Source organism: Streptomyces sp. STR69 (genome assembly GCF_024519455.1).
In the GTDB taxonomy this organism is placed as follows: Bacteria; Actinomycetota; Actinomycetes; order Streptomycetales; family Streptomycetaceae; genus Streptomyces.
Map to the genome: position 1 here is coordinate 26,034 of NZ_JALJRY010000043.1, position 26,324 is coordinate 52,357.

Below are 26,324 nucleotides of genomic sequence, written 5' to 3' on the forward strand. Positions count from 1 at the left end.
CACCTGATCAGTCGCCCTTCTGTGCGGTCTGCTGGATCTTCTTCAGGACCTTCGACGGATCGGCGTCCGCCACCGCCGTGCCGATGCGCTGCTTCACGGCGCCGTCGACCGCGGCCCAGGCGGGATCGTCGGCGGGAGCGAACTGCGCGTCGGACAGGGCGTCGACGAACGGCTTGTAGTAGGCGGCGTCCTGGTCGGAACTCAGCGTGTCGCCCGCAGACTTGGTGACCGACAGGAAGCCCTCGGTGGAGACGAACTGTGCGGCGTTGCGTTGCTGGTAGAAGAAGTCGAGGAACTTCTTCACCGCGGGCTTGTTCGACCCGTCGCTCTTCTTGAACGCGACGAGGTAGTCCTGCACGCCGAGCGTCTTGTGGGTGCTGCCGTCCTTGCTCGGCAGGGCCGCGACGCCGTAGTTCAGGTTCTTGTCGACGGGGTCGATGAAGCCCTTGCGCATGAACACGGCGCCGTTGAGCATGCCGATCTTGCCCTGCGCGAACTCGTTGAAGACGTCCTTGCGGTTGGTGGTCTCCGGGTTGGGCTGGGTGACCCCTTCCTTTGTCAGCTTCCGCAGGTAGGTGAGCGTGTCGACGTTGGCCTGCTGGTCGATGGCCCACTTGCCCGAGGCGTCGGTCCAGCCGCCGCCGTTGTTCATCGCCCAGATCTGGAACTCGGCCTGAGCCTCCTCGGCTCCGAGGGGTAACCCGAGTCCGATGTATCCGGCCTGCTTGATCTTCTTGGCGTCGGCCTCGACCTCCGCCCAGGTGGACGGCGGCTGGGAGATCTTCGCTTTGGCGAAGATGTCCTTGTTGTAGAAGAACAGCCGTGCGCTGGAGATGAACGGCAGACCGTACTGGGTGCCCTTGTACTGGGCCTTGTCCTTGAACAGCGGCAGGAAGTCGGCGAGTACCCCCGGGGAGACGACGTCCTGTGCCTTGTAGACCAGGTCGTCGCGGGCGAAGTCGGAGAACTTGTTGTAGTTGAGGAGGTCGGGCTCCTGCTTGGTCTGGACGTATGTCTTGACCTTGGAGTCCATCTGTTCCCAGTCGACCACTTCGAGATTCACGTGGTAGCCGGGGTTTGCGGCCTCGAAGTCCTTGATGAGCGCCTTCCAGTAGGCCTGGGTGTCGTCGTCGTACTTCGCCGCGACGAAGCGGATCGTCTTGCCGTCGGAGCCGCTGCTGTCGGAGGCGCTGCCCTTGCCGCAGCCGGTGAGGGCCAGAGCCAGGGTCAGGGCCCCGGCGACGCCCATGAGGTGCCGTTTCACGGTGTACCTCTCCGCATGCAGTGCCTGCACTGTCATGCTTGTTTCTGCGCGATTATCGGCAATTTCAATCAACTAACATCATCATGCTCAATGAATCGCGCATGCTGTCAAGGGCCGCCGGATCACGCATCGGTCAAGCCGTGCACCCAGGACGGGCAACCACCACGGAGGCACTGGAACCACTCCGCCGACCGCGGGGACGGGCGTCTGCGACCGTGGCCGACCGCGGATCCGCGGACCCCTGCGGCGGGGCCGGCGGACCCGACGCTCGTCATCGACTCCCCCGCCGTGACCCCGGCCGCCCGGGCCTGCTTCACCACCACCGAACCGGCGCTCCCGCAGCTCCCGTCGGGCGAGGCCCCGGGACATCCGCAGGCGCAGAACCGATCCACGGTGCGAGACCCGCGCCCAACAGGCGCTCGCAGCTTGGCAGTTCACGATCCGAACGCGAGTAGGCGTGCACGATCGGCACTCAGAAGTCGCGCGTCGGCAGGCCACCGGACGGAGGTGTTCGCGCCGAAGTTCGGGGACCCGGCGTGGAGCGGGTGACCCAGCCCCCAGCCGCACCCCGGTCGCGGATCTCGTCGTGGTGCACGCGGCCCGGACCCGGACAACCCACACCGTCCGGCCCGTTCCGCCGCCCCGACCCGACGCCCGTTCACACAGATTTTACTGTTCGGTTCGGGCGATCTCGGGGCTCGCGAGGGTGGCTCACAGGCCCTGTGGCCGTCCGCCACCAGGCACGCAGGCGGCCCCTGAAGTCTCTCCTCGCCCCAACTGGGCCTCCCGCACCGCATATTGACAGGCAGCGCACCGTGCAAGAGCATGAGCGAAATTGCGCTGAATCTTGCATCTCCAAGCAATATCAAACATCGCTCAGGCACCGCGCATCCTCGTGACCGCACCGAAGCGACACCGCGCAGATCGCGCCCAGCACCACGTATCGCCGTTCATCGAGCCACAGTCCTGTCCGACAGGAGGACCCGAGTGCACGTCCGACCGAGCAGACCCAGCGGCTTCCTCCTTGTCGCCGCCCTGACCACCGCTTTCCTGGCCCCCGTCACCGGCCCGGCGGCCCACGCATCGTCCCGGTCCGGCGCCTCCGCCGCCGGGCCGAAGGTGACCCACAGCGCGAAAGCCGTCACCGTGTCCGTCCCGGATTCCGCGGGCGCCCCCGGCTACACCCTCGACGTGGCCACCGACGAACTCTCCCTGACCACACGCCGCGCGGGCAGAACCGTCCTCGCCGCCGCCTCCGGCGACACCGGCGCACTACGCTTCACCACGTCCGACGGTGCGTGGCAGCATGCCACCGGCATCACCGACTGGACGTGGCACAACGGCGTCCTCACCCTCACCGCCGACACCACCCTCGCCGGCGCCACGGTTCAGGCCCGCATCACCCCGCAAGCCGACCGCTACCAGCTGGACTGGGATGTCGAGGGCGGCAGCCCGACCAGCCTCGGACTCGCCTACGACCTGGCCTCCGCCGGCCACTGGTACGGACACGGCGAGGCCGAGACCCCACAGGGCGGACCGGGCGTCGACCAGCCCTGGCCGCTGGACAGCGGAGAGGTGCAGCACAGCGACTTCGGGCCCGCCTCGTACAACATGATCGATCCCTTCTGGTACACCTCGGCCTCGACCGGACTGCGCGTCGACACCGGCGACACCATGAACGTGTCGATCAACGGCGGCAAGGACGGCCTCGGCCGCTTCACCGTCGACTCCGCCGCGACCTACAAGGCCACCGTCTTCGTCGAGTCGACGCCGCTGGACGTGTACCGCGACTACATCGGGATCGTGGGCAAGCCCCAGCAGAGCGACGCCACCTACACGCAGTACGAGAAGCCGCTGTGGAACTCCTGGGCGCAGTTCTACACCCACGTCGACCAGCAGAAACTGCTCGACTACGCCACCGAGCTGCACGACAAGGGACTCGACGGACACACCATCCAGCTGGACGACAAGTGGGAGTCCGAGTACGGCAATCTCACCTTCGACTCCACCACCTTCCCCGACCCCAAGGGCCTCTCGGAGAAGATCCACGCCATGGGGTTCGACTTCGGGATCTGGGTCACCCTGTGGATCAACCTGGACTCCGACAACTACCAGTACGCCGCCGACCACGGCTACCTGCTGAGGGACGCCGCCGACACCACCAAACCGTGCGACGTGACCTGGTGGAACGGCACCGCCGGGATCATCGACCTCGCCAACCCCGACGCCAAGGCCTGGTACGAGGGAAATCTCAGGAAACTGATGGCCACCTACGGCATCGACGGCCTGAAGTTCGACACCCGCTTCTTCGACGAGAAGTGCGCCCCGCGCGACGGCTACAAGGCCACCGACTACCAGAAGCTCGGCACCGAACTGGCCGACGAGTTCGACCTGCAGGGTGCCGGCATCCGGGTCCACTGGAGCTCCACCGCCCATCAGGCCGGCTTCGTCACCCGGCAGGTCGACAAGGGCACCGGCTGGGACTCGCTGCGGGCATCGGTCGGCCAGAACCTGGCGATCTCCACCATCGGCTACCCCTTCGTCGAGTCCGACATGATCGGCGGCTCCGGCGGGCAGGCCGCACCGAGCAAGGACGTCCTGATCCGGTGGGCCCAGTCGGCCTCGCTGATGCCGCTGATGTACTCCTCCACCTCGCCGGTGGAGACCAATGACGTCACCACCGGCCGGAAGGTGACGTACGACCAGCAGACCATCGACCTGTACGCGGCGGCGATCAAGGCGCACGAGCGGCTGGCTCCCTACATCTGGGACCAGGTGCAGGCGACGTTGAAGACCGGCGACCCGATCATGCGCCCGCTGTTCTTCGACTTCCCGAAGGACCAGGCGAGTTACACGGTCGACGACGAGTGGATGCTCGGCCCTGCTGTCCTGGCCGCGCCCAAGCTCGGCTCCGGTGCGACCCGTACGGTGTACCTGCCGTCGGGCAACTGGTTCGACGTCAACCAGGGCACGGTCATCCACGGCCCGGCGACGCTCAAGGGCTATGCGGCTCCGCTCGGAGTGACCCCCGCGTTCGTGAAGCTCGGTGCCAAGGGCGCCCTCAAGGCGATCCGGGCGCTGAAGCGCGACGGCGTCCCGGCCGCGTCCGTGCTGATCGGCCCCGACGCCCCCAGTACCGGCTCCGGTAAGTCGTTCGAGGTGACCACCACCGCCACCAACTGGGGCACGGGCACCCTCAGCGGCGTCCGTACCGCCCTGACCGTGCCCGACGGCTGGACCGCGCAGGCGACCACGACGGCGACCGCACGTTCCCTCAAACCCGGGGCCGCGTACACCACCGACTGGACCGTCACCCCGGCCGCCGACGCCGCATGGGCCGGCCATGACCTCACCGGCACGGTGACGTACAGGACATCCGCCGGGAAGACCGTCACCGTCGACGACACCGTCCGGGCGACGGTGGAGGCGACTCCGGGCAGCGTCCAGGATCCGTACCGCACGACGCAGACCACCGAGGCCCAGTACGCCCAGGCGGGCGACCAGTTCGCCATCTGGGCGGGCGGGCAGGACCTGTCCGGCTGGAAGGACGAGAAGGGCGCGGTCTATCTGGCCGGCGCTGCCGGTCAACAGTCCACCGTACAGGCCCAGTTGGTCTCCCAGACCGGCGAGAGCCCGGCGGGCAAGGCCGGCATCGCCATCGCCAACGACCTCACGGATCCGTCGAAGGGCGGCTACGCGGTACTGGCCATGACCAAGAGCTACGGGCTGGAGTTCATGACCGACAGCAACGGCGACGGAGTCCTCGACACCTGGGCCGGCGGCGGCTCCACCTACCATCCCGCCCACCTGAAGCTGGTCCGTGACGGCACCACCTACACCGCGTACGCCAGCAAGGACGGCGAGACCTGGACGACGGTCGGCACCGCACAGGTCCCGTCCGCGGCCGGCGCCGAGGACGCCGGGCTGGTCGCCAGCGCGGTCAACGCCAACTACCCGGGCGACACGGCCGAGGCCGTCTTCAAGGAATTCTCCGTCACCTCCTGAGCTGAGAGGGCCCGGCCATGTCACGCGTTCCCACCGCCGTCGCTGCCTTCGTCGCCGGCATTGTCATAGCCGCGACAACCACGGCGATCGCCGGCACCAGCACCCCGGACACCGACGTCAACTCCAGGTCCACGACCACCTGGCTGACCGTCAAGGTCGCCGACGCCATGGGCACCAGGGACACCATCACCTGGGTGCCCACCGGATCCTTCGCCTCTTCCGCCGAGGTCCGCGTCCCGCGCTACCCGACCACCGCCATCCAGGGCAAGGACACCACACGGCTCTCGCTGTCCGCCGTACGCAACGAGCAGGTCTCCGCGCAGCTCGCCATCGCCTCCGGCCACGCCCTGCACGACGTGAAGGCAAGCGTCGGTGACCTCGCAGGACCCGGCGGGGCGAAGATCTCCGGCTCGGGCACCCAGGTCAGGTTCGTGAAGTACGTGCCCGTGCAGCGCTCCAAGAGCGAGATGGACTGGTCGGCCACCATCGACCAGGTCAGCTCCGCCACCGAAGTGTCCGGGGACCGAACCCCGGACGTCGTCGGCGACCCGCTGCAGGAGGGCTCCTCCATCGACGTGCCCGCCTACGCGGCGCAGCCGCTGTGGTTCACCTTCCACATCCCGAAGTCGGCCGCCGCGGGCACCTATTCGGGCACGGTCAAGGTCACCGCCGACGACGGCACCAGAGTCAGCTATCCGCTGTCCGTCGAGGTCGCGAACGCCACCGTGCCGGACCCGAAGGACTACAGCTTCTTCCTGGACGTGTGGGCACAGCCGGAGACCATGGCGCTCAACAGCGGCGTCGCACTCTGGTCCGACAAGCACTGGAAACTCATCGAGGCCTACGACCGGGACCTGGCGAGCCACGGCCAGAAGGTCATCAACACCACCATCGTCGACAACCCCTGGCACCACCAGTGGTCGCTGGGCACCCGCCAGTCGCAGACCGCCACCCCGTACTCCAGCATGGTCGGCTGGAAGTGGGACGGCAGCCGGTTCTCCTTCGACTTCTCACGCTGGGACGAATACGTCCGGACAGCGTTGAAGGCCGGGCTCGGACCGGACATCGGGGCCTTCTCGATGCTGGCCTTCCAGGACGGCGAGCACCTCACCTACACCGACATCCGCACCGGCAAGACCGTCAACGAGCCGGTCGATCTGGGCGGCGCCCGCTGGCGCGAAGCGTGGGGGACGTTCCTGCCCGCCTTCGTCAGGCATCTGAAGACCAAGGACTGGCTGGACCACACCTACCTGTCGTTCGACGAACGGCCGGTGGACACCATGACCGTGGTCAAGGACTTCGTCCACGAGATGGCACCGGACTTCGACAACCGGATCTCGGTCGCCGGGTCGGCCGGCACGACGGACATCGCCTCCGACCTGTCCGTCAGCTGGGACACCATCGACCAGATGACGGCCGAGAATGCCGAGGAGCGCCGCGCGGCCGGCAAGATCACCACCTTCTACGTGTACGGCACCCCGGCCCACCCCAACACCCTGGCGTACTCCCCCGCCGTGGAGGCGCGGATGCTGCCGTGGATCTCCGCCCAGCGCCACCTGGACGGCTTCCTGCGCTGGTCGTACAACAGCTGGACGTCCGACCCCTTCTCGCAGCCGGTGTACATCTTCACCCAGGGCGACGAGTACCTCGTCTATCCCGGCAGGAACGGCCCGATGTCCAGCATCCGATGGGAGCAACTGAAGGAAGGCATCGAGGACTTCGAGCTGATCGCCCAGTTGCGGAAGAAGGAAGGCGGCAAGGACGACTCCGCCCTGACCGACGCCCTCACCACCGCGACCCGCGACCTCGACGGCCGTACGAAGAACGTCTCCGACATCGAGACCGCGCGGGCGGCCGTGGTGAAGGAGCTGACGTCATGAGGGGACGCTGGAGTGCTCTCCTCACGGCCTTACTGCTCGCCATCGGATGTCTGGGCACCACGGCGGCCCACGGCGAGACCCGCACGGTGGTCAAGGCGGCCTCGCCCCAGGCGCACACCGTCACCTACGACCAGTACTCGGTGAAGATCGACGGCAGGCCGCTGTACATCTGGGGTGCCGAGATCCACTACTTCCGGCTGCCCAGCCCGGACGCCTGGCGGGACGTGCTTCAGAAGATCAAGGCGGGCGGCTTCAACGCGGTCTCGCTGTACTTCGACTGGGGCTACCACTCCAGCAAGCCCGGCTCCTACGACTTCACCGGTATCCGGAACGTGGACCGGCTGCTGGACGAGGCCGAGCGGGCAGGCCTGTACGTGATCGCCCGCCCCGGCCCGTACATCAACGCCGAGGTCTCCGGCGGCGGCTTCCCGGCCTGGCGCAAGACCCGCACGGGAGTCAACCGCACCTCCGAGGCGGGCTATCTGGCCGATGCGCGGGAGTGGATGAGCCGGATCAACCCGATCATCGCCCGGCACCAGCTGACCCGGGGCACCGGCAGCGTGATCCTCTACCAGGTCGAGAACGAGTACCAGGGCGGTCGCCATGACGCCGACTACATGCAGACGCTCATCGACTGGGCCAGGGCCGACGGCATCGACGTACCCACCTTCGTCAACGACGGCGGCGCCAACCAGAACTGGGTGAGCGGCAAGGGCGCCCCCGACATCTACGGCTTCGACGCCTACCCGCAGGGCTTCGACTGCACCAAGCCCGACACCTGGCGGAACCTGCCCGACTACAGCTACGTCAAGGCCTGGAAACCCCAGTCGCCACTGATCATCCCGGAAGCGCAGGGCGGCGCCTTCGACCCCTGGGGCGGCACCGGCTACCAGAGCTGCGCCCAGCTCACCGGCCCCGACTTCACGCGGGTGTTCGCCAAGACGAACATCGCCGCCGGGGTGAGTGGCCAGTCCTTCTACATGACCTACGGCGGCACCAACTGGGGCTGGCAGGCGGACCCCAACGCCGTCTACACCTCCTACGACTACGGGGCCGCGATCAGCGAGTCCCGGCAACTCACCGACAAGTACCAGGAGTTCAAGCGGCTCGGCTACCTGGTCACCTCCGTGGGCTCGCTGGCCCGCACCGAGAAGGCCGACGCGCCGGCTCCCACCGATGACGCGCTGCGCATCGATCGCCGGGTCAATCCCGACGACGGCACCCAGTTCTTCACCGTCCGGCACGCCGACACCACCGTGAAGACGACGAACAGCACCACGCTGTCGATCTCGGGGAAGGACGGCGACTACCCGCGGGTGCCCCAGCAGGGCGCCGTCACCGTCGCCGGCCGCGACGCCAAACTCCTCGTCGCCGGTTACGACCTGGGCGACCAGCGGCTGGTGTACTCCACGTCGGAGATCATGACCCACGCCCGGATCGGCGACCGCGAGGTGGCGTTGCTGTACGGGCGGCACGGCGAGGACGGCGAGACCGTACTGCGCTACGCCGCGAAGCCGAAGGTCACCGTCCTCGACGGGGACGTCTCGGTGCACTGGGACGCCGGCCGCGGTGATCTGCGGCTGGACTACACGCACTCCGGCCTCGCCCGCGTCTTCGTCAACGGCCTGGAACTCCTCATCGCCGACGACGCCGAGACCGCCCACTGGTGGCGCCAGGACACCGGCGCAGGACCGGTTCTCGTCCGCGGCCCTTCGCTGGTGCGCACCGCCGAGGTGACCGCCGACGGCACCTTGAGGCTGACCGGCGACTCCACGAAGAAGACGAAGATCGACGTCATCGCCGACACTTCCAAGGTGGCCAGGACGACCTGGAACGGCGACGCCACCGCCGTCACCCGGTCGCCCCGCACGGTGGACCTGCCGGCGCTGACCACCTGGAAGTACCACGACGAGGCACCGGAGGCGGCCCCCGGATTCGACGACTCGTCCTGGACCACGGCCGCCCGCCTCACCTCGAACAACCCCGATCTGGACGGCTCGTTGCCCGTCCTCGCCATGGACGAGTACGGCTACCACCAGGGCAACGTCTGGTACCGGGGCCGGTTCACCACCACCGGTCACGCGACCGCGCTCGCGCTCGACGCGAACACCGGACCCACGGGGCAGTACTCGGTCTGGCTCAACGGGACCTACCTCGGCAGCTCCGGGGACGGGGCGCACACCTTCGACATCCCGGCCGGGACGCTCAGTCCCAGCGGCGAGGACAACGTCGTCTCCGTGCTGGCCGTGAACGCCGGCAACAACGAGGAATGGGGCCACGACTATTCGAAGGAACCACGTGGCCTGATCAGCGCCGCGATGGTCGGCGGCGCCTCGACCATCACCTGGAAGATCCAGGGCGACCTCGACGGCGAGAACCCCGTCGACACCGCCCGCGGCGCCTACAACAACGGCGGCCTGTACGGCGAGCGGAGCGGCTGGTCGCTGCCCGGCTACCCGGACGGCGGCTGGTCCCGCACCACCCTGGCGTCCGCCACGGCGACGACGCGGCCCGGGGTGCGCTGGTACCGCACGACCGCCCGGCTCGACCTGCCACGCGGCCAGGACACCTCCGTCGGGCTGGACCTCGGCCAGACGGCGGGCGCGAGCACGGCGCACCAGACGCTGGTCTACGTCAACGGATGGCTGATCGGCCGCTACCTGCCCGCCACCGGACCGCAGACCCGCTTCGTGATCCCCAAGGGACTGCTGCACGAGCAGGGTCAGAACACCATCGCCCTGGCCGTCTGGTCGACCGCCGACAACGCGGGCCCGGGCACGGCGAAGCTCGTCGACCTCGGCAGCGTCGCCGGCGGCATCGACGTAGCCACCGTGGCAGCACCCTCGTACCACGCGAAGACCTATACCGTGCCGCAGGCGACGGCCCAAGTCACCGTGGACGCCGGTCCGTTCCTCAGCACCGGTGCGGCCGCCGAGGTCCCGGTCTCGCTGACGGTCCCGAGGCACGCCGCCGTCGCGCGGAAGGTGACGCTGTCGCTCGCGGTGCCGGACGGTTGGAGTGCGAAGGCCACCGGCCCGACCGGGTTCGCCCAGGTGAAGCCGGGCGCCACGGTGACCACGACGTACACCGTCACTCCGCCCGCCGACCCGGTCGCCTACGCCCTGCTGACCGCGACCGCGACGCTGCGGCAGCAGGGCGGCGCGGGGACCGTCACAGGTGAACGCGCCGTCCAGGTGCCACCGCCCGCACCGGTCGGCGACACGTACGTCAGCGACCTGCCCCTGGTCAAAGCGGTGAACGGCTGGGGACCGGTCGAGAAGGACCTGTCCAACGGCGAGTCCGAGGCCGGCGACGGCCACACCCTCACCATCGGCGGCACCACATACGCCAAGGGCCTGGGCGTGCACGCCGACAGCCAGGTCCGCGTCTACCTCGGCGGCGGCTGCACCCGGTTCACCGCGACCGCCGGGGTGGACGACGAGGTGGGCGACGGCGGCAGCGTCTCGTTCCGGGTGGTCGCCGACGGCCGGACGCTGCTGAACACCCCGGTGGTGTACGGCACCGACGGCGGCACCGCCATCGACGTGGACATCACCGGCGCGGGCTGGCTGGACCTACTGGTGCACGGGGGCGGCGACATCTCCTCCGACCACGCCGACTGGGCCGCCGCCCGGCTGACCTGCGCGGGAGGCACCCCATGAAGCTCGTGAAACTGCTGCGTACCGTCCTGTCCACCGCTCTGGCCGCCGTGCTGCTCGCCGCACTCACCGCTGCGGTCCCAGCCGCCCGGGCCTCGGCCGCATCCCCGGCGCGGTCGACGGCGGTCCACCAGGTCGGCTACGACAAGTACTCCGTCACGATCGACGGCCAACGAGTCATGCTGTGGTCCGGGGAGTTCCACTACTGGCGGCTGCCCAGCCCCGACCTGTGGCGGGACGTCCTGCAGAAGATCAAGGCGAGCGGTATGAACGCCGTCTCGATCTACTTCGACTGGGCCTACCACTCCCCCGCCCGGGGCACGTACGACTTCACCGGCGTCCGTGACGTCGACAAGCTGCTCGACATGGCGCAGGAGGCCGGGCTCTACGTCATCGCCCGGCCCGGCCCGTACATCAACGCCGAGACGGACGGCGGAGGTTTCCCCGGCTGGCTGACGACCCAGAAGGGCCGGGCCCGCTCCACCGACCCGGACTACCTGGACGCCGCCCACGAGTGGCTGCGCCACATCGACACGATCCTCGCCCGCCACCAGGTCAGCAACGGCACCGGCCCGGTGCTGCTCTACCAGGTCGAGAACGAGCTGTACGACCCGGACGGCCGCGCCTACATGGTCGACCTGAGCAAGCAGGCACGGTCCGACGGGATCACCGTCCCGCTCGTCGGCAACGAGCCGGAGCCGCAGTACGCGGGCGGCGAGGGGCTGGACTTCGTCGGGGCGCTCGACCAGTACAACGCCTTCTGCCAGGGCCCGTGGTGGGTGCCCGATCTGACCCGCCCCGACGCCACGAAACCGCTCGCGGTCTTCGAGGCGGGCACCGGCTGGTTCCAGACCTGGGGAGACACGGGCTACGACAAGTGCCGCCAGACCATGGGTCCCGCCTACCAGAAGATCGTCAACAAGGCCGAGATCATGCAGGGCACCACGATCGAGAACCTGTACATGGCCTACGGCGGCACCAACTGGGGCTGGCTCGCCGACCCGCGCCAGGTGTACACGTCCTACGACTACGGCGCCCCGATCACCGAGGCCCGCCAGACCGGTGCCGACTACGACGAGCTCAAGCGGCAGGGCCTGTTCTACACGACCACCGCCCCCCTGACGAAGACGGAGCCGGTCGACGCGCCCGCCTCCTCCGACGAGACGGCCAGCCTCACGGCCCGCGCCAACCCGGACACCGGGACGCAGTTCCTGTACCTGCGGCACGCCGACGCGACGGCCGGCTCCGACACCACCACCAGGTTCAACTGGCAGACCCCGGACGGCACCTATCCGGTGAGCGTGCGGCTCAACGGGCAGACCGGCAAGATCCTCGTCGCCGGGTACGACCTGGGCGGACAGCGGCTCGTGTACTCGACCAGCGAGCTGATGACGAGTACGTCCGCCGCCAACCGGGACGTCGCGCTGCTGTACGGCGCCGACGGCGACCCGGGGCAGACCGTGCTGCGCTACGCGTCGAAGCCCGCCGTCACCGTGCTGGACGGCACGGCCAAGGCCACCTGGGACGCGGACCACGGCGACCTGAAGCTGGACTACACCCACTCCGGCCTCACCCGGATCCTGATCCACGGCGGCGGCCGACGCGACCTGATGCTGCTCGTCGGAACCGACGACCAGGCCGCCGACTTCTGGCGGCCCGACGGCAGCACCCTGGTGCGCGGCACCGAACTCGTGCGCACCGCAACTGCCAGGGGGAGCACACTCGCGCTCACCGGCGACGCGTCGAAGGCCGGACCGCTGGAGGTGTTCGCCTCACCCGCCGTCAGGAACGTCACCTGGAACGGCAGCCCGGTCACCGTACGCCGCACGGCGTCCGGCAGCCTGCTCGGGTCCGTGCCAGGGCCCAAGGACGTGAAACTGCCGCAGCTGACGCACTGGAAGAAGTCCACCGAGACACCCGAAGTCGCACCCGCCTTCGACGACTCCTCCTGGACGTACGCCGACAAACTGACCACCGACAACCCCACCCGGCCCGGCACCCTGCCGGTCCCGTACCAGGACGAGTACGGCTATCACTACGGATACGTCTGGTACCGGGGCCACTTCACGGCGTCCGGCACCGAGAAGTCCCTGTCGCTCACCGCGTACGCGACCAATCCCGACACCTCCTCGCGGGCCGTCGGCGCCTACTCGGTGTGGATCAACGGGAAGTTCGCCGGGACCAGCGAGACCGGCCGACACACCTTCCCCCTCCACCCCGGGCTGCTGCACAAGGGGGCGGACAACGTCGTCTCCGTCCTGGTCGGCACGATGGGCCACAACGAGGACTTCGCCTACGCCGGCGACGACCACAAGCAGCCGCGCGGCCTGACCGCCGCGTATCTCTCCGGCTCCGACGCCCGCATCACCTGGCGCATCCAGGGCGCACGGGGCGGCGAACAGCCCGTGGACACCGCGCGCGGAGCCATGAACACCGGCGGCCTGTACGGCGAGCGGTCGGGCTGGACCCTGCCGGGCTACCCGGACCAGAAGTGGCAGGACACCTCCTTGCCGGCGTCCGACACCACCCCGGGCATCGCCTGGTACCGCACGAGCTTCACCAGCCGTATGCCGGCGGGCCAGGACGTCTCCGTCGGCGTCACCATCGCCGACGACGCCCAGCGCGACTACCGGGCCCTGATCTACGTCAACGGCTGGCTGATGGGCCAGTACGTCAACGACACCGGCCCACAGCACACCTTCCCTGTCCCCAACGGCATTCTGCGCGCCGACGGCAGGAACACCATCGCCATCGCCTCCTGGAACGAGGACGGCACCAGCGGCGGCCTCGGCAAGGTGACGCTGACCCGACTCGGCAACGTCACCTCCTCCCTGCGCGTCGCCGACGTCAGGGCACCCTCGTACGACGCGGCGGTCTACGCCCAGCAGGCCACCGCGGCGACCGTGGGCGTCGACGCCCCCGACATCGTCGAGCCGGGCGGCACCTACCAGGTCACCGCCACCGTCGCGGTACCCCGCACCGGCCGGGCGTTGCGCGGCACCGTCCTCAGCCTGACGGGCCTCCCCGACGGCTGGACAGCGACGCCGCAGAACCCGGTACAGGTGGGCACCGTGAAACCGGGAGCCACGGCCGAAGCGCGGTGGACGCTCGACGTCCCGGCCGACCAGGCGACGGACGCAGTCCTGGTCCTGAAGGCGAAGGCGTCCTTCAACGGCGGTTCCGTGACCGGGGAGAAGGCGGTCGCCGCTCAGCCACCGCCGCTCACGGCCGGCGAGCACTACATCAGCGACCTGCCGTTCCGGTCCAGCAGCAACGGCTGGGGCCCGGTCGAACGCGACCAATCCAACGGCGAGAACGCCGAGGGCGACGGCCTGCCCCTCACACTGCACGACACCACGTACGCCAAGGGGCTCGGCACCCACGCCGCGAGCAGCGCCCAGGTCTGGCTCGGCGGCAGCTGCACCACCTTCCACGCGGCGCTCGGCCTGGACCAGGAGACGTACGGCCGCTCCGACGGCCCGGCCACGGTGGACTTCACCGTCCTCGCCGACGGCGAACAGGTCTACGACAGCGGCACCGTGGACCGCGACACGGACACCAAGGCGATCGACGTCGACGTCAGCGGGGCACGGCAGCTGGAACTGGTCGTCTCGGACGCCGGGGACGGCAACGCCCTGGACCATGCCGACTGGGCGGACGCCAAGGTGACCTGCGGCGGAGGTGCCTGATGCCCATCGGGAGTGGAACCCTCCGCCGCGGCTCTGCGGCGCTGATCCTGGCCGCCCCGCTGCTCGGCACGGCTCCCGGCGCCACGGGCTCCGGGCCGGTCACCTTCGCGACACCCGGCTACGAACTGCACGTCGCCACAGACCGGTTGACCCTCACGACGGTACGGGCGGGTCGGACCGTGCTGGCCACGGCGGCCGGGGCGTTCCGGTTCCGGATCGGCGACGACTGGTACCTCGTCCGGGAGGTCACCGACAGCAGCCGCGAGGGCGACACGGTGCACGTCACCGCCGCCACCGATCTCCCGGACGTCACCGTGGACCTGAGGATCACTCTGCGGTCCGACCGGTACGACGTGAACTGGTCGCTGTCCGGGACCACCGCCGACGTGCTCAGCACGGCGTACGACCTGGACAGCGCCGGACACTGGTACGGGCACGGCGAGAACACCGACCAGACCGTCCAGCCGTGGCCGCTGGACTCGGGGCAGCTGGTCGATGCCGCGTTCAGCCCGGCGTCGTACCAGGTGGTGTCCCCCTTCTGGTACACCGCCGACGGCACCGGGCTGCGGGTCGACACCGACGAGCCGATGGACGTACGCATCAACTCCGGCGGCAACGGGCTCGGCGAGTTCACCGTCGCAGGTGACCGTCCGGCCACCTCCACGGTGTTCGTCGAGGACACCCCCGCCGAGGTGTACCGCGACCACATCGCGCTGGTCGGCAAGCCCGAGCGCTCCGACACGTCCTACGCCCAGTACGCGACACCGCTGTGGAACTCCTGGGCACAGCTCTACGGCGAACAGAACCAGCAGAACGTACTCGCCTGGGCTCGTGCGCTGGCCGCCGCCGGGCTCGGCGGGCACGCCCTGCAGATCGAGGAGAGCGTGATCGCCGCCGACTTCGACGAGCGTTTCCCCGATCTCCCCGCCCTCTCCGGGGAGTTGAAGCGCCTCGGGTTCGACCTCGGCATGTGGACCGGCTTGTACATGCCCGAGACCGCTGCCGGCTTCTCCCAGGCCGTCGACAAGGGATATCTGCTCAAAGACCCCTCCGATCCGTCCAGGCCGTGCCTGTTCACCTGGTGGAACGGTCGGCAGACCGGACTGATCGACCTCGCGAACCCGGCCGCGCGGCAGTGGTACACCCAGGGCCTCAAGGCGCAGGTGAGCGAATCCGGAGTGGCGGGATTCAAGTTCGACACCGCCTTCTTCGACGACCGGTGCGCCCCCTATCCGGGATCCACCCGTGCCGACTACGTGAGATACGGCACCGAGCTGGCCGACGAGTTCGACCAGCAGGGGGCGGGATTACGGGTCGCGTGGAACGCCGCGCAGGCCCAGGGCTTCGCCACCCGTACGGCCGACAAGCCGACCACCTTCGCCGGGCTGCGCGCCGCGGTCTCGGCCAACCTGGCGGTCTCCACGATCGGTTACCCGTTCGTCGAGACCGACATGATCGGCGGCTCGCTCCAGTATCCGCCGCCCACCGCCGAGGTTCTGGTCCGCTGGGCGCAGGCGGCCTCCCTGATGCCACTCATGTACGCCTCGACCTCACCCACCGGCGTCAGGGACGCGACGACCGGCGAGTGGGTCGGCTACGACCCGCAGACGGTCGGGCTGTACCGCGCGGCCATCGCCACGCACGTGCGGCTGGCTCCCTACATCTGGGACCAGGTCCAGCAGACCCTGAAGACCGGCGACCCGATCATGCGACCGCTGTTCTTCGACTTCCCGAAGGACGAGGCGGGTTACACGGTCGCCGACGAGTGGATGCTCGGCCCGGCCGTGCTGGCCGCGCCGAAGCTCGACGAAGGCACCACCCGGGACGTGTTCCTGCCCTCGGGAGTGTGGCGCGACGTCCACCGCGGCACGGTCGTCCGCGGCCCGACGACGCTCAAGGCGTACGCGGCGCCGCTCGGGGTCACCCCGGCGTTCGTGAACCTCCGGGCCAGGGGCGCCGCCAAGGCGCTCACGGCGCTCCGCGCTACCGGCGCGACACGGTAAGGGGCGGCACATGCATGCGATACGGAGCAGGTTCGCGGTGTTGCTGCTGGCGGTCGTCGCCGTCGTGGCAGGGACGGAGGCGCCCGCCGGCGCCGATCAGCGGGACGACCGGCGCGACTGGACCGGGACCTGGGCCACGGCGCCGAGCGAGTACTACGACGTCTCGGGGATGTCCGAGGTGACGGTACGGATGCCGGTGCGCACCAGCGTCGGCGGCTCCTGGGTACGCATCCGCCTGTCCAACGCCTATGCCACTGCACCGGTGACGATCGGGCACGCGACCGTGGGGCTGCGCGACGGCGGCTCCGCCGTGGCGCACGCGTACGGCCTGAGGTTCGCGGGAAGCGTGACGTGACCGTCCCGGCGGGCGGCGAGGCGGTCAGCGACCCGGTCCGCCTCACCGTACCGGCCCTGGCCGACCTGGTGGTCAGCCTCTATCTGCCCGGCCGGGTCACGCACATCAGCGACCACTGGTGGGCCCAGCAGACCGTGTACTGGACGGACTACGGAGCGGGCGACCACTCCGCCGACGCCGCCGGTGGCGCCTACACCTGGACCACCACCAGCTGGCCGTTCCTCAGCGGCGTCGAGGTGACCGCGCCGAGGGCCCGGTCGGTGGTGGCGCTCGGCGACTCGATCACCGACGGGTCCTACTCGACGCCCGACACCAACCAGCGCTGGCCCGACCTGCTGTCCGCCCGGCTGAACGCCTGCCTGCCCGGCGCCGGGGTGCTCAACGCGGGCATCACCGGCAACCGGATCACCGCCGGGACCGCGACCAACCCGTCGGCCCTGGACCGCCTCGAACGGGACGTGCTCTCCCAGCCGGGGGCCAGGAGCCTGGTCCTCTTCGAGGGGATCAACGATCTCGGCGGGGCCACCGCCGAGCAGATCATCGCCGCCATGACGGAGATCGCCCACCGGGCGCACCAGCGTCACCTGCGCGTCGTCGCCGCCACGATCACGCCCTACAAGGACTTCACCTGGGGTGGCTGGAGCGAGGCGACGGAGGCCCGGCGGCAGCAGGTCAACGCCTTCGTCCGGGCCTCCGGCGGGATCTTCGACGACTACGCCGACTTCGACAAGGCGGTCCGGGATCCGGCCGACCCGCGGCGGCTCGGCGCGGCGTACGACTCCGGCGACCATCTGCATCCCGACGACGCCGGAATGAAGGCCTTCGCCGACTCCATCGACCTGACCACGCTCGGCCTCGGCCGCGGCTGTTCCTGAGGAGGACCTGTGCTTGGACATCTGCGTGGACACCTGCGTGGACGCCGAAGAAGCGCGGCTCTGGCAGCAGCCGTGGCTGCCCTCCTGACGGTGCTCCTCCCGGCAGCGCCCGCCGAGGCCGCTCAGCGGGCGTGGACGGGTACTTGGGCCACCGCGCAGCACGCCTCGTACGACCCGGGAACCTCGGAGGTGACCGTACGGATACCCGTGCGGGTGAGCGCCGGCGGGTCGAGTGTGCGGATCCGGCTGACCAACGGCTTCACCACCGAGCCCGTGACGATCGGGCACGCGACCGTGGGACGCCGGGACAGTGGCGCCGCCGTCGCGAAGCCGTACCAGCTGCGGTTCGGCGGCAAGGACGGCGTGACGATCGCCGCCGGGGAGCAGGCGGTGAGCGATTCCGTCCGGCTCCGCGTGCCGGCCCGCAGCGACCTGGTCGTCAGCCTGTACTTCCCTGGCCGGCTGACCCACATCAGCCAGCACTGGATGGGTCTCCAGACGGTCTACTGGACGCCCGACGGCGGCGGGGACCACGCCGGGGACGTCGGCGGGGACGCCTTCACCAGGACCGACTCCACCTTCCCGTTCCTGACCGGTGTCGACGTACGGGGCGGTGACGCGGGAGGCTCCGTGGTGGCGCTCGGCGACTCCATCACCGACGGGGCGGCCTCCACGGCGAACGCCGACCGGCGCTGGCCCGACTATCTGGCGGGGCGGCTTTCGGCCTGCTCGACCACTGCCGGAGTACTGAACGAGGGCATCAGCGGCAACCGGATCACGGCCGGGACCGACGGCAACCCCTCGGCACTGGACCGGCTGGAGCGCGATGTGCTGTCGCAGCCGGGCGCCCGGACGGTGATCCTCTTCGAGGGCGTCAACGACCTCAGTTGGGGTGGCGCCACCGGCGCTCAGGTGATCGACGGCATGAAGGAGATCGCGCTGCGCGCGCATGCCCGCGGTCTGCGGGTGATCGGTGCGACGGTCGTCCCGTATCGCGGCTGGGGCGACTGGTGGACCGAGGCCAAGGAAGCCGACCGGCAGCAGGTCAACACGTTCGTCCGGGACTCCGGCGGGGTCTTCGACGGCTATGCCGACTTCGACAGGGCGGTACGGGACCCTGCCGACCCCACCCGCTATGCCGCCGCGTTCGACTCGGGCGACCATCTGCACCCCAACGACACCGGGATGAAGGCGTTCGCCGACGCCGTCGACCTCGCCGGCCTCCGGGTGGCCCGCGACTGCCCCTCCGCCCGCGTCCGGCTCACCCCGTACCTGCCGAGCCTGCGCCCCGGGGACGGTTCGGAGATCACGGCGACCGTCACCAACACCGGCCGCAGCGCCGTAACGGAGGTGCGCACCCGGCTCGACCTGCCGGACGGCTGGACCGCAACAGCGGACAGCACCGGCCGGCGCACGCTCGACCCGGGCGACAGCACGACCGTGACCTGGACCGTCACCCCGCCGAACGGCACCGCTTGGGGCGCCGCCCGGATCGGTGTCACCTCGTCCTTCCGCCAGAGCGGGCGCGTCCGGCACGACAGCGACAGCGTGGACGCCACCGTCGTCCCCGCCCCGACCGGTATCCGGGCGCCGTACCTGACCACCGCCACCGTCGAGGGCGCCCAATACGCCCAGAACAGCGGCCAGTTCGCCATATGGGCCGGCGGCCAGGACCTGTCCGGCTGGAAAGACGAGAAGGCGGCCGTCTACCTGCCCGGTGCCGCGCCCGCCTCGGGCAGCATCATCGCCCGCGTCGTAGGCCAGACCGGCAGCGGTCCCTCCGCCAAAGCCGGAATCGCGGTCGCCAACGACCTGACGGACCCGGCAAAGGGCGGCTACGCCGTGCTGGCCATGTCCCGGCAGTACGGCGTGGAGTTCATGACGGACAGCGACGGCGACGGCAAGCTCGACACCTGGGCCGGCGGCGGCGCCTCCTACCACCCCGCCTGGCTGAAACTCGTGCGCGACGGCAGCGCCTGCACCGCCTACGCGAGCACCGACGGATCCGCCTGGCAGCAGGTCGGCACCGCGAACGTGTCGTCCGCGAGCGGCGACGGGGACGCGGGCCTGGTCGCGAGCGCCGTCAACCTCGACTACCCCGGCGAGACCACCACCGCCGTCTTCGACTCCTTCTCGACCACTCACTGAGAGGCAGTTCCTTGACCGTCAGCCGCAGAAGGTTCCTGACGACAGCCACCGCTCTCGGCGGGGCCGTACTGCTCGCCCCGCCCGGCGCCGCACAGGCGATCGCCAACGGCAGCCCCGGCTACCTCCCCACCAAGGCGTCTCTGGACACCCACCCCGTCCCCCGCTGGTACAAGGACGCCAAGTTCGGCATCTTCGTCCACTGGGGCGTCTACTCGGTCCCCGCCGGCTCGGCACGGCAGATGGCCGCCGAGTGGTACCTGTGGTACCAGAGCTCCAAGGACAGCCAGACGTGGGCCTACCACCGCGACACCTACGGCGAGGACTTCGTCTACGACGACTTCATCCCGCGGTTCACCGCCGAGAACTACGACCCTGACTCCTGGGTGCGGCTGTTCGAGCAGGCAGGCGCCGAGTACTTCACGCTCACCAGCAAACACCATGACGGATTCGCGCTCTTCCCGAGCCAGGTGACGGACCGTCACGCCGGGAAGTACGGGCCGAAGCGTGATCTGGTGGGCGAGCTGATGGCGGCGGCGCGCAGGCGTGGCACCGTACGGCCCGGCCTGTACTACTCGCTCGGCGAGTTCTTCAATCCGGCGCTCGACCGGCCCATGAAGAACTTCTACACCGACCAGGAGATCCCCATGACCGGCTACCGGCCGGTCGGCGACTACGTCGGGGACTACGAGCTGAAGCAGCTCTACGAGATCATCGACCGCTACGACCCCGAGCTGCTGTGGGCCGACGGCCAGTGGTTCCGCAAGACCGACACCACGCCGTGGCGCAGCGAAGAGCCGATGGCCCACTACTACAACCGGGCCATGAACCGCCCCCGGCCCAAGGGTGTCGTGGTCAACGACCGCTTCGACACCCACTTCGACTTCGCGACCTACGAGCAGCGCACCAACCCCACCATGGACCCGCAGAAGTGGGAGTGCTGCATCACCATGGGCTACTCCTGGGGCTACAACAAGTTCGAGCTGGACGAGGACTACAAGACCTCGGAGTTCCTCATCCACCTGCTCGCCGATGTGACCAGCAAGAACGGCAACCTGCTGCTGAACATCGGCCCCAGGCCGGACGGCACGATCCCGGACATCATGCAGCAGCGGCTGCGCGACATCGGCGCCTGGCTGGACGTCAACGGCCCCGCGATCTACGGATCGGCGCCGTGGCTGCGGGCCGAGGAGGAAGGCAGCCCCCTCGGTATCCGCTACACCGTCTCGCCGGGCAAGTTCAACATCATCGTGCTGGGCGCCCCCAGCGGGACGTTGTCGGTGCCCGCCGACATACCCGTCAGCGCCGACTCACAGATCCGGCTGCTGGGACACGGCGGGCCGCTGCGCTGGACGCGCAGCGACGGCAAGGTCCACATCCAGGTCCCGGCCACCCTGCCCAGCGACATCGCCAACACCTTCACCGTCGACTGGAACCGAAGGTGAGCCGCATGACGACGCATACGGCGGCCGGAACCGCGCTGGACACCCTCGGCCCCGCCCTGACCGTCACCACCGATCCGGCCGACCCGGCGGGCGGCGACGCGCTGACCGCCACCGCGGTCCTCACCAACACCTGCCCCTTCCCGCTCCGCAACGCCGTCCTCTATCTGATGGATCCGGGTGCGACGACCGCGACGAGGACGATCCCGCTCGGCGACCTGCGACGCGGCGCGAAGATCACTCGTAGCTGGGCGACGAGGATGCCGACGGACGTGGCCGGGAACGTGTCGTTCACCGCGCACGTCGTCTTCGACGTCGCCGGGCGCAGCGCCGACTGTGCCCGGTCCGCCAGAACGTTCACCGTGCCCTACCGGCCGGTCAGGGTACGGGATCCCTACCGCTCCTTCGCCACCGCCGACGGCGCGGCCTACGGCCAGTACAGCAGTCAACTGGTGATCTGGGCGGGCGGCCGGGACCTGTCCGGCGGCACGGACGAGAAGGGCGTCATCCACCTTCCCGGCGCCGCCACCGAGTCCAGCGTGGTGCAGGTCGAGACCATCAGCCTGACCGGCAGCGACAACCCCTCGGCCAAGTACGGGATCGCGGTCGCGAACGACCTCACGGCGCCGGAGAAGGGCGGCTACACGGTGCTCACCATGTCGCTCAACTACGGCCTGGAGTTCATGACCGACAGCGACGGCGACGGGCATCTCGACACCTGGGCCGGCGGCGGCGCCTCCTACCACCCCGCCTGGCTGCGACTGGTCCGCTCCGGGACCGCGTACACCGCGTACGCCACCGGCAACGGGCTGGCGTGGGACGAGATCGGCAGCGCGACCGTGCCCTCCGCGAGCGGCGCCCTGGACGCCGGGGTGGTGGCGAGCGCGGTGAACCTCAACTACCCGGGCACGACCGTGCAGGCCGTGTTCGACCACTTCACCGTGGAGGAGTCATGAGCACCGGCCGGACACACCGTCAGACCTACCGCCCCGACGAGGACTTCCTCACCCCGCCCGTCTCACTCACCGTCGCACCGTCCGCTCCGGAGTCGGGCTCGGCCGTGACCCTGACCGCCACCCTCACCAACACCGCCCGGGTCGGTCTGCTCGGCACCGTCCTGTACCTCGCCGTGAACGGCACCGGACGGCCGTCCGCCCTCGGTCGCCTGGCGCCCGGAGGATCGGCAACCCGCACCTGGCGCACCCGGCTCGCCGACGACGCCGAGGGCGAGATCTCGTTCACCGCCCATGCCCTCTTCGACGTCGGCCCCGGCAGCTCCGACTGCACCCGCGCGTCCTCCTCGGTGCTGCTGCCGTACCGGTCGCTTCGCGGCGCCTTCGACAACGCGGGCATCGCCTCCGACGACGCCCTGACCGTCGCCGACATCGACGGTTCGGCGTCCAGCCTGTCCGCGCAGGCACTGGCAGCGGCCGGGCTGACCCCCGGAGCTGCGGTCACATACGACGGGGTGACCTTCACCTGGCCGGACACCCAGCCGGGGAACCTCGACAACGTGATCTGCTCCGGGCAGACCGTGCTGCTGTCCGGCTCGGGTTCCCGGCTGGCCTTCCTCGGCACCAGTACCTGGGGCGCGGGCAAGGGGGACGGCAAGATCGTCTACGCCGACGGCTCCGAGCAGGCGTTCTCCGTCGACGTGCCCGACTGGTACGGGGCGAACGCGTCGGCTGCCGTCGTGCTGCCCTACCGCCACATCGCCACGGGCCGGGACGACAACCAGGTCAGTCTCTACACCTTCGGCGTCGATCTCGACTCGGGCAAGGAGCTGCGGTCTCTGGTCCTGCCGAAAGTGAGCGACGGTCTCCAGTCGGGCGTAGCCGCTCTGCACGTGTTCGCGATGACGGTCGCCTGAGCGCCGGGAAGGACATGACGTTCATGAACGACAACCGAGGCATCACCCGCAGACGGGTACTGACGGGTTCGATCGTGCTGGGCGGCGCCACGCTACTGCCGCGCGCTCAGGGCGCGTTCGCGTCCGGTGGCCGGTTCGATCCGGCTCCCGCGGCGGCCGCACTGCGGCGGCTCGTGCCCGACCACCAGCGGCAGATCACCCTGCGCCCCGTCACCGGCGAGGGCGACCGGTTCCGTGTCACCGGCCGGACCGGGCAGATCACCGTCGAGGGCACCAGCCCGGCGGTGCTGCTCACCGGCTTCCACACCTACCTCAGGCAGACCGCACACGCCTCCGTCTCCTGGAACGGCGAGCAGCTGGACCTCCCCCGGCTGCTGCCCGCGCCCGTCGGGGAGATCAGCGGATCGGCGAACGTACCCCACCGGTTCGCCTTCAACGACACCAACGAGGGCTACACGGCGCCGTACCGGAAGTGGGACACGTGGGAGCGGGAACTCGACGTGCTCGCGCTGCACGGAGTCAACGCGGTGCTGGTCTACATCGGCGGCGACGCGGTCTACTACGACACGTTCCGGAAGTTCGGCTACTCCGACGCCGAGATGCGGGCCTGGATTCCCGCCCCGGCCCACCAGCCCTGGTGGCTGCTGCAGAACATGTCCGGTTTCGGCGGCCCGATGTCCCGCAGACTCATCGAGGAACGGGCAGCCCTCGCAGAGAAGATCATCGGCCGGGTGCGGGAGCTGGGCATGACGCCGGTGCTGCCGGGCTACTTCGGCACCGTGCCGGACGGGTTCACCGAGCGGCACGGAGGCGACGCGACGATCGTCGCGCAGGGCACCTGGGGAGCCTTCAAACGCCCCGACTGGCTCGACCCCCGCACCTCGGCCTTCACCGAGGTCGCCGCCGGCTTCTACCGGCACCAGGCACAGCGGTTCGGCGACAGCACGATGTACAAGATGGACCTGCTGCACGAGGGCGGCAACGCCGGTGACGTACCGGTCGGCGACGCCGCGAAGGCCGTCGAGGCCGCGCTGCAGGCCGCCCACCCGGGTGCCGTGTGGGCGATCCTGGGCTGGCAGACCAACCCGTCGAAGGCGATCCTGGACGCCGTCGACAAGAGCCGGATGCTGGTCGTCGACGGCCTGTCGGACCGCTACACGACCGTCACCGACCGGGAGAGCGACTGGGGCGGCACCCCGTACGCCTTCGGCAGCATCTGGAACTTCGGTGGCCACACCCCGATCGGCGCCAACGCTCCCGACTGGGTGGACCAGTACCCGAAGTGGCGGGACAAGGAGGGCAGCACGCTCGCCGGGATCGCCGCGATGCCCGAGGCCGCCGACAACAACCATGCCGCCTTCGCGCTCCTGACCGACCTGGCCTGGACACCCGGCAGCATCGACCTGGACGACTGGTTCGCGGCCTACGCCACATCCCGCTACGGCGCCGACGACCAGCACGCCGTGGCCGCATGGCGGACGATCCGCGACACCGCCTACAACATGTCGCGCGCCGACTCCTGGAGCGAGGCTCCAGACGGCCTGTTCGGGGCCCGGCCGAGTCTCGGCGCGAACAAGGCAGCGGCCTGGGGCCCGGAGTCCGACCGGTACGACACCACGGTTTTCGACACCGCCCTCACCGAACTGCTGCGCGTCCCGGCCGCGTTGCGCGCCGGCTCCGCCTACCGGTACGACCTGGCCGACGTGGCCCGGCAGGTGCTGTCCAACCGCAGCCGGATACTGCTCCCGCAGATCAAGACGGCGTACGAGGCCGGGGACCGGGTCCGCTTCGACCGGCTGGCAGCGGTGTGGCTGGACTGGATGCGGCTGATGGACCGGGTGCTGGCCACCAGCGAGCAGCACCTGCTGGGGAAGTGGCTGGCCGACGCCCGGTCCTGGGGCGCCACCGGAGCCGAGAAGGACCAACTGGAGTACGACGCACGGTCGATCATCACCACCTGGGGCGGCCGCGCGCAGAGCGACGAGGGGCTGCACGACTACGCCAACCGGGAGTGGTCCGGACTGGTCGGCGGGCTCTATCTGACGCGCTGGCGTACGTACTTCGACGAGCTGTCGGCGGCGCTGAAGAAGGGGAAGGAGCCCGCGGCCATCGACTGGTTCGCGCTGGAGGACACCTGGGCGCACCGGCACGACACCTACCCGGTCCGGGCCGGCGGGGACGTCCACCGGCTCGCCGGCCTGATCCGCGACACTCTGGCCGTCGACCCCCACCAGACCAACCTGGCCGCCTCCGCCGACCGGGGCTCGGTGTCGGCCGGTCGGCCGGCCACCGTCACCGTGACGTTCACCAACCGCAACGGCTTCGCGGCGGCGACCGGCGTGACGCTGTCGGTCGACCCGCCGGAGGGCATGTCGGCGGAACCGACCGGCGTGGTGACGGCCGCCTCCGTGGCGCCGGGCGAGTCGTTCTCGGCGTCCTTCACGGTCGCCCTGGCCGGGGAGGCCGCCGGGGAGCCGGTGCGCAGGGTGCCGGTGACGGCGACGTACCGGACGGGCGGCACGGCTGGGTCGGCGATCGCGGCGGTGCGGCTGCTGGCGGGAACGGGCATCGAGGCGCCATACCGTACGGCCTCGTTCAACGACGCGGTGTTCGGCGAGTCGGGGGACACACTGGCCGTCGAGGGCGGCGGCGCTGATCTGTGGGGTGCCACGAACGAGTTCGGCGCGGTCTACCGGGCGGGCGCCTTCGGCGACAGATCGGTCGCCACAGTGACAGTCACCTCACAGGACGCCACCGGGGGTTGGGCGCGCGCCGGGATCATCGTGCGCAACGACCTGTCAGCCGACGGATCGGCCGGGTACGTCAATCTCGCGGTGACGCCGTCCAACGGATGCGCGCTGTCGTGGGATGCCGACGGGGACGGCCGGTTCGACTCCATCGCGCTCTCCGGGGCGTTCACCGCGCCGGTGCGGCTGCGGCTGACCAGGTCCGGCAACTCGTACACCGGTGAGTGCAGCACAGACGGCGTCAACTGGACGACGGTCGGCACGGCCACGCCGGGAGGGGCGGTGGACAGCCAGGACGCCGGGGTCTTCATGACGGCGGCGAACGGCTGGACCGGCACCCGGGGCGTCGCCGCGTTCGAGGGGTTCACCGTCGCCTGAACGTTCCACGTC

13 protein-coding genes are annotated in these 26,324 nt (G+C 69.9%); 12 read left to right on the forward strand and 1 reads right to left on the reverse strand.

Annotated elements, in window-relative coordinates; genetic code table 11:
- Positions 1 to 7: 7 nt before the first annotated feature.
- On the reverse strand, positions 8 to 1,300 hold the full coding sequence (locus tag OC490_RS45310) for an extracellular solute-binding protein (RefSeq protein ID WP_262063917.1): 1,293 nt from the start codon (positions 1,298 to 1,300) through the stop codon (positions 8 to 10).
- 951 nt (positions 1,301 to 2,251) lie between these two features.
- Between OC490_RS45310 and OC490_RS45315 the strand changes: the two genes are divergently transcribed.
- The 12 genes from OC490_RS45315 to OC490_RS45370 all read left to right on the forward strand — a co-directional run bounded on the left by OC490_RS45315 (position 2,252) and on the right by OC490_RS45370 (position 26,312).
- Positions 2,252 to 5,269, forward strand: a complete 3,018-nt coding sequence (locus OC490_RS45315) for a TIM-barrel domain-containing protein (protein ID WP_262063918.1) — start codon at positions 2,252 to 2,254, stop codon at positions 5,267 to 5,269.
- 17 nt (positions 5,270 to 5,286) lie between these two features.
- Positions 5,287 to 7,149 (forward strand): DUF4091 domain-containing protein, encoded by a 1,863-nt coding sequence (locus OC490_RS45320; protein ID WP_262063919.1) that lies wholly within the window; start codon positions 5,287 to 5,289, stop codon positions 7,147 to 7,149.
- On the forward strand, positions 7,146 to 10,811 hold the full coding sequence (locus OC490_RS45325) for a beta-galactosidase (protein WP_262063920.1): 3,666 nt from the start codon (positions 7,146 to 7,148) through the stop codon (positions 10,809 to 10,811). The genes OC490_RS45320 and OC490_RS45325 overlap by 4 nt, the downstream gene beginning before the upstream one ends.
- Positions 10,808 to 14,497 carry a beta-galactosidase gene (locus OC490_RS45330; protein ID WP_262063921.1) on the forward strand — a complete coding sequence of 1,230 codons (3,690 nt, stop codon included), beginning with the start codon at positions 10,808 to 10,810 and terminating at the stop codon, positions 14,495 to 14,497. The genes OC490_RS45325 and OC490_RS45330 overlap by 4 nt, the downstream gene beginning before the upstream one ends.
- On the forward strand, positions 14,497 to 16,500 hold the full coding sequence (locus OC490_RS45335) for a glycoside hydrolase family 31 protein (RefSeq protein WP_262063922.1): 2,004 nt from the start codon (positions 14,497 to 14,499) through the stop codon (positions 16,498 to 16,500). The genes OC490_RS45330 and OC490_RS45335 overlap by 1 nt, the downstream gene beginning before the upstream one ends.
- A gap of 10 nt (positions 16,501 to 16,510) precedes the next feature.
- Positions 16,511 to 16,855: a hypothetical protein gene (locus OC490_RS45340; RefSeq protein ID WP_262063923.1), complete on the forward strand. Its 345-nt coding sequence runs from the start codon at positions 16,511 to 16,513 to the stop codon at positions 16,853 to 16,855.
- A complete protein-coding gene (locus OC490_RS45345; protein WP_262063924.1) occupies positions 16,852 to 17,730 on the forward strand; it encodes an SGNH/GDSL hydrolase family protein in 879 nt (292 codons plus the stop codon). Before OC490_RS45340 ends, OC490_RS45345 begins: the two co-directional genes overlap by 4 nt.
- A gap of 72 nt (positions 17,731 to 17,802) precedes the next feature.
- Entirely contained in the window at positions 17,803 to 19,878 is a 2,076-nt protein-coding gene (locus tag OC490_RS45350; RefSeq protein ID WP_262063925.1) for a GDSL-type esterase/lipase family protein, read from the forward strand.
- 11 nt (positions 19,879 to 19,889) lie between these two features.
- Positions 19,890 to 21,320 (forward strand): alpha-L-fucosidase, encoded by a 1,431-nt coding sequence (locus tag OC490_RS45355; RefSeq protein ID WP_262063926.1) that lies wholly within the window; start codon positions 19,890 to 19,892, stop codon positions 21,318 to 21,320.
- Between the two features lie 5 nt (positions 21,321 to 21,325).
- On the forward strand, positions 21,326 to 22,273 hold the full coding sequence (locus tag OC490_RS45360; protein WP_262063927.1) for a DUF1349 domain-containing protein: 948 nt from the start codon (positions 21,326 to 21,328) through the stop codon (positions 22,271 to 22,273).
- Complete coding sequence (locus tag OC490_RS45365) at positions 22,270 to 23,187, forward strand: beta-glucosidase (protein WP_262063928.1); 918 nt, start codon at positions 22,270 to 22,272, stop codon at positions 23,185 to 23,187. The genes OC490_RS45360 and OC490_RS45365 overlap by 4 nt, the downstream gene beginning before the upstream one ends.
- Positions 23,188 to 23,210: 23 nt before the next feature.
- Positions 23,211 to 26,312, forward strand: a complete 3,102-nt coding sequence (locus OC490_RS45370) for an alpha-N-acetylglucosaminidase TIM-barrel domain-containing protein (RefSeq protein ID WP_262063929.1) — start codon at positions 23,211 to 23,213, stop codon at positions 26,310 to 26,312.
- The last annotated feature ends 12 nt before the right edge of the window (positions 26,313 to 26,324 follow it).

Coding starts and splice junctions, on each gene's coding strand:
- OC490_RS45320 (WP_262063919.1), top strand. CDS start 5,287: ATGTCACGCGTTCCCACCGCCGTCGCTGCCTTCGTCGCCGGCATTGTC.
- OC490_RS45310 (WP_262063917.1), bottom strand. CDS start 1,300: ATGACAGTGCAGGCACTGCATGCGGAGAGGTACACCGTGAAACGGCAC.
- OC490_RS45365 (WP_262063928.1), top strand. CDS start 22,270: ATGAGCACCGGCCGGACACACCGTCAGACCTACCGCCCCGACGAGGAC.
- OC490_RS45340 (WP_262063923.1), top strand. CDS start 16,511: ATGCATGCGATACGGAGCAGGTTCGCGGTGTTGCTGCTGGCGGTCGTC.
- OC490_RS45370 (WP_262063929.1), top strand. CDS start 23,211: ATGAACGACAACCGAGGCATCACCCGCAGACGGGTACTGACGGGTTCG.
- OC490_RS45330 (WP_262063921.1), top strand. CDS start 10,808: ATGAAGCTCGTGAAACTGCTGCGTACCGTCCTGTCCACCGCTCTGGCC.
- OC490_RS45335 (WP_262063922.1), top strand. CDS start 14,497: ATGCCCATCGGGAGTGGAACCCTCCGCCGCGGCTCTGCGGCGCTGATC.
- OC490_RS45360 (WP_262063927.1), top strand. CDS start 21,326: ATGACGACGCATACGGCGGCCGGAACCGCGCTGGACACCCTCGGCCCC.
- OC490_RS45325 (WP_262063920.1), top strand. CDS start 7,146: ATGAGGGGACGCTGGAGTGCTCTCCTCACGGCCTTACTGCTCGCCATC.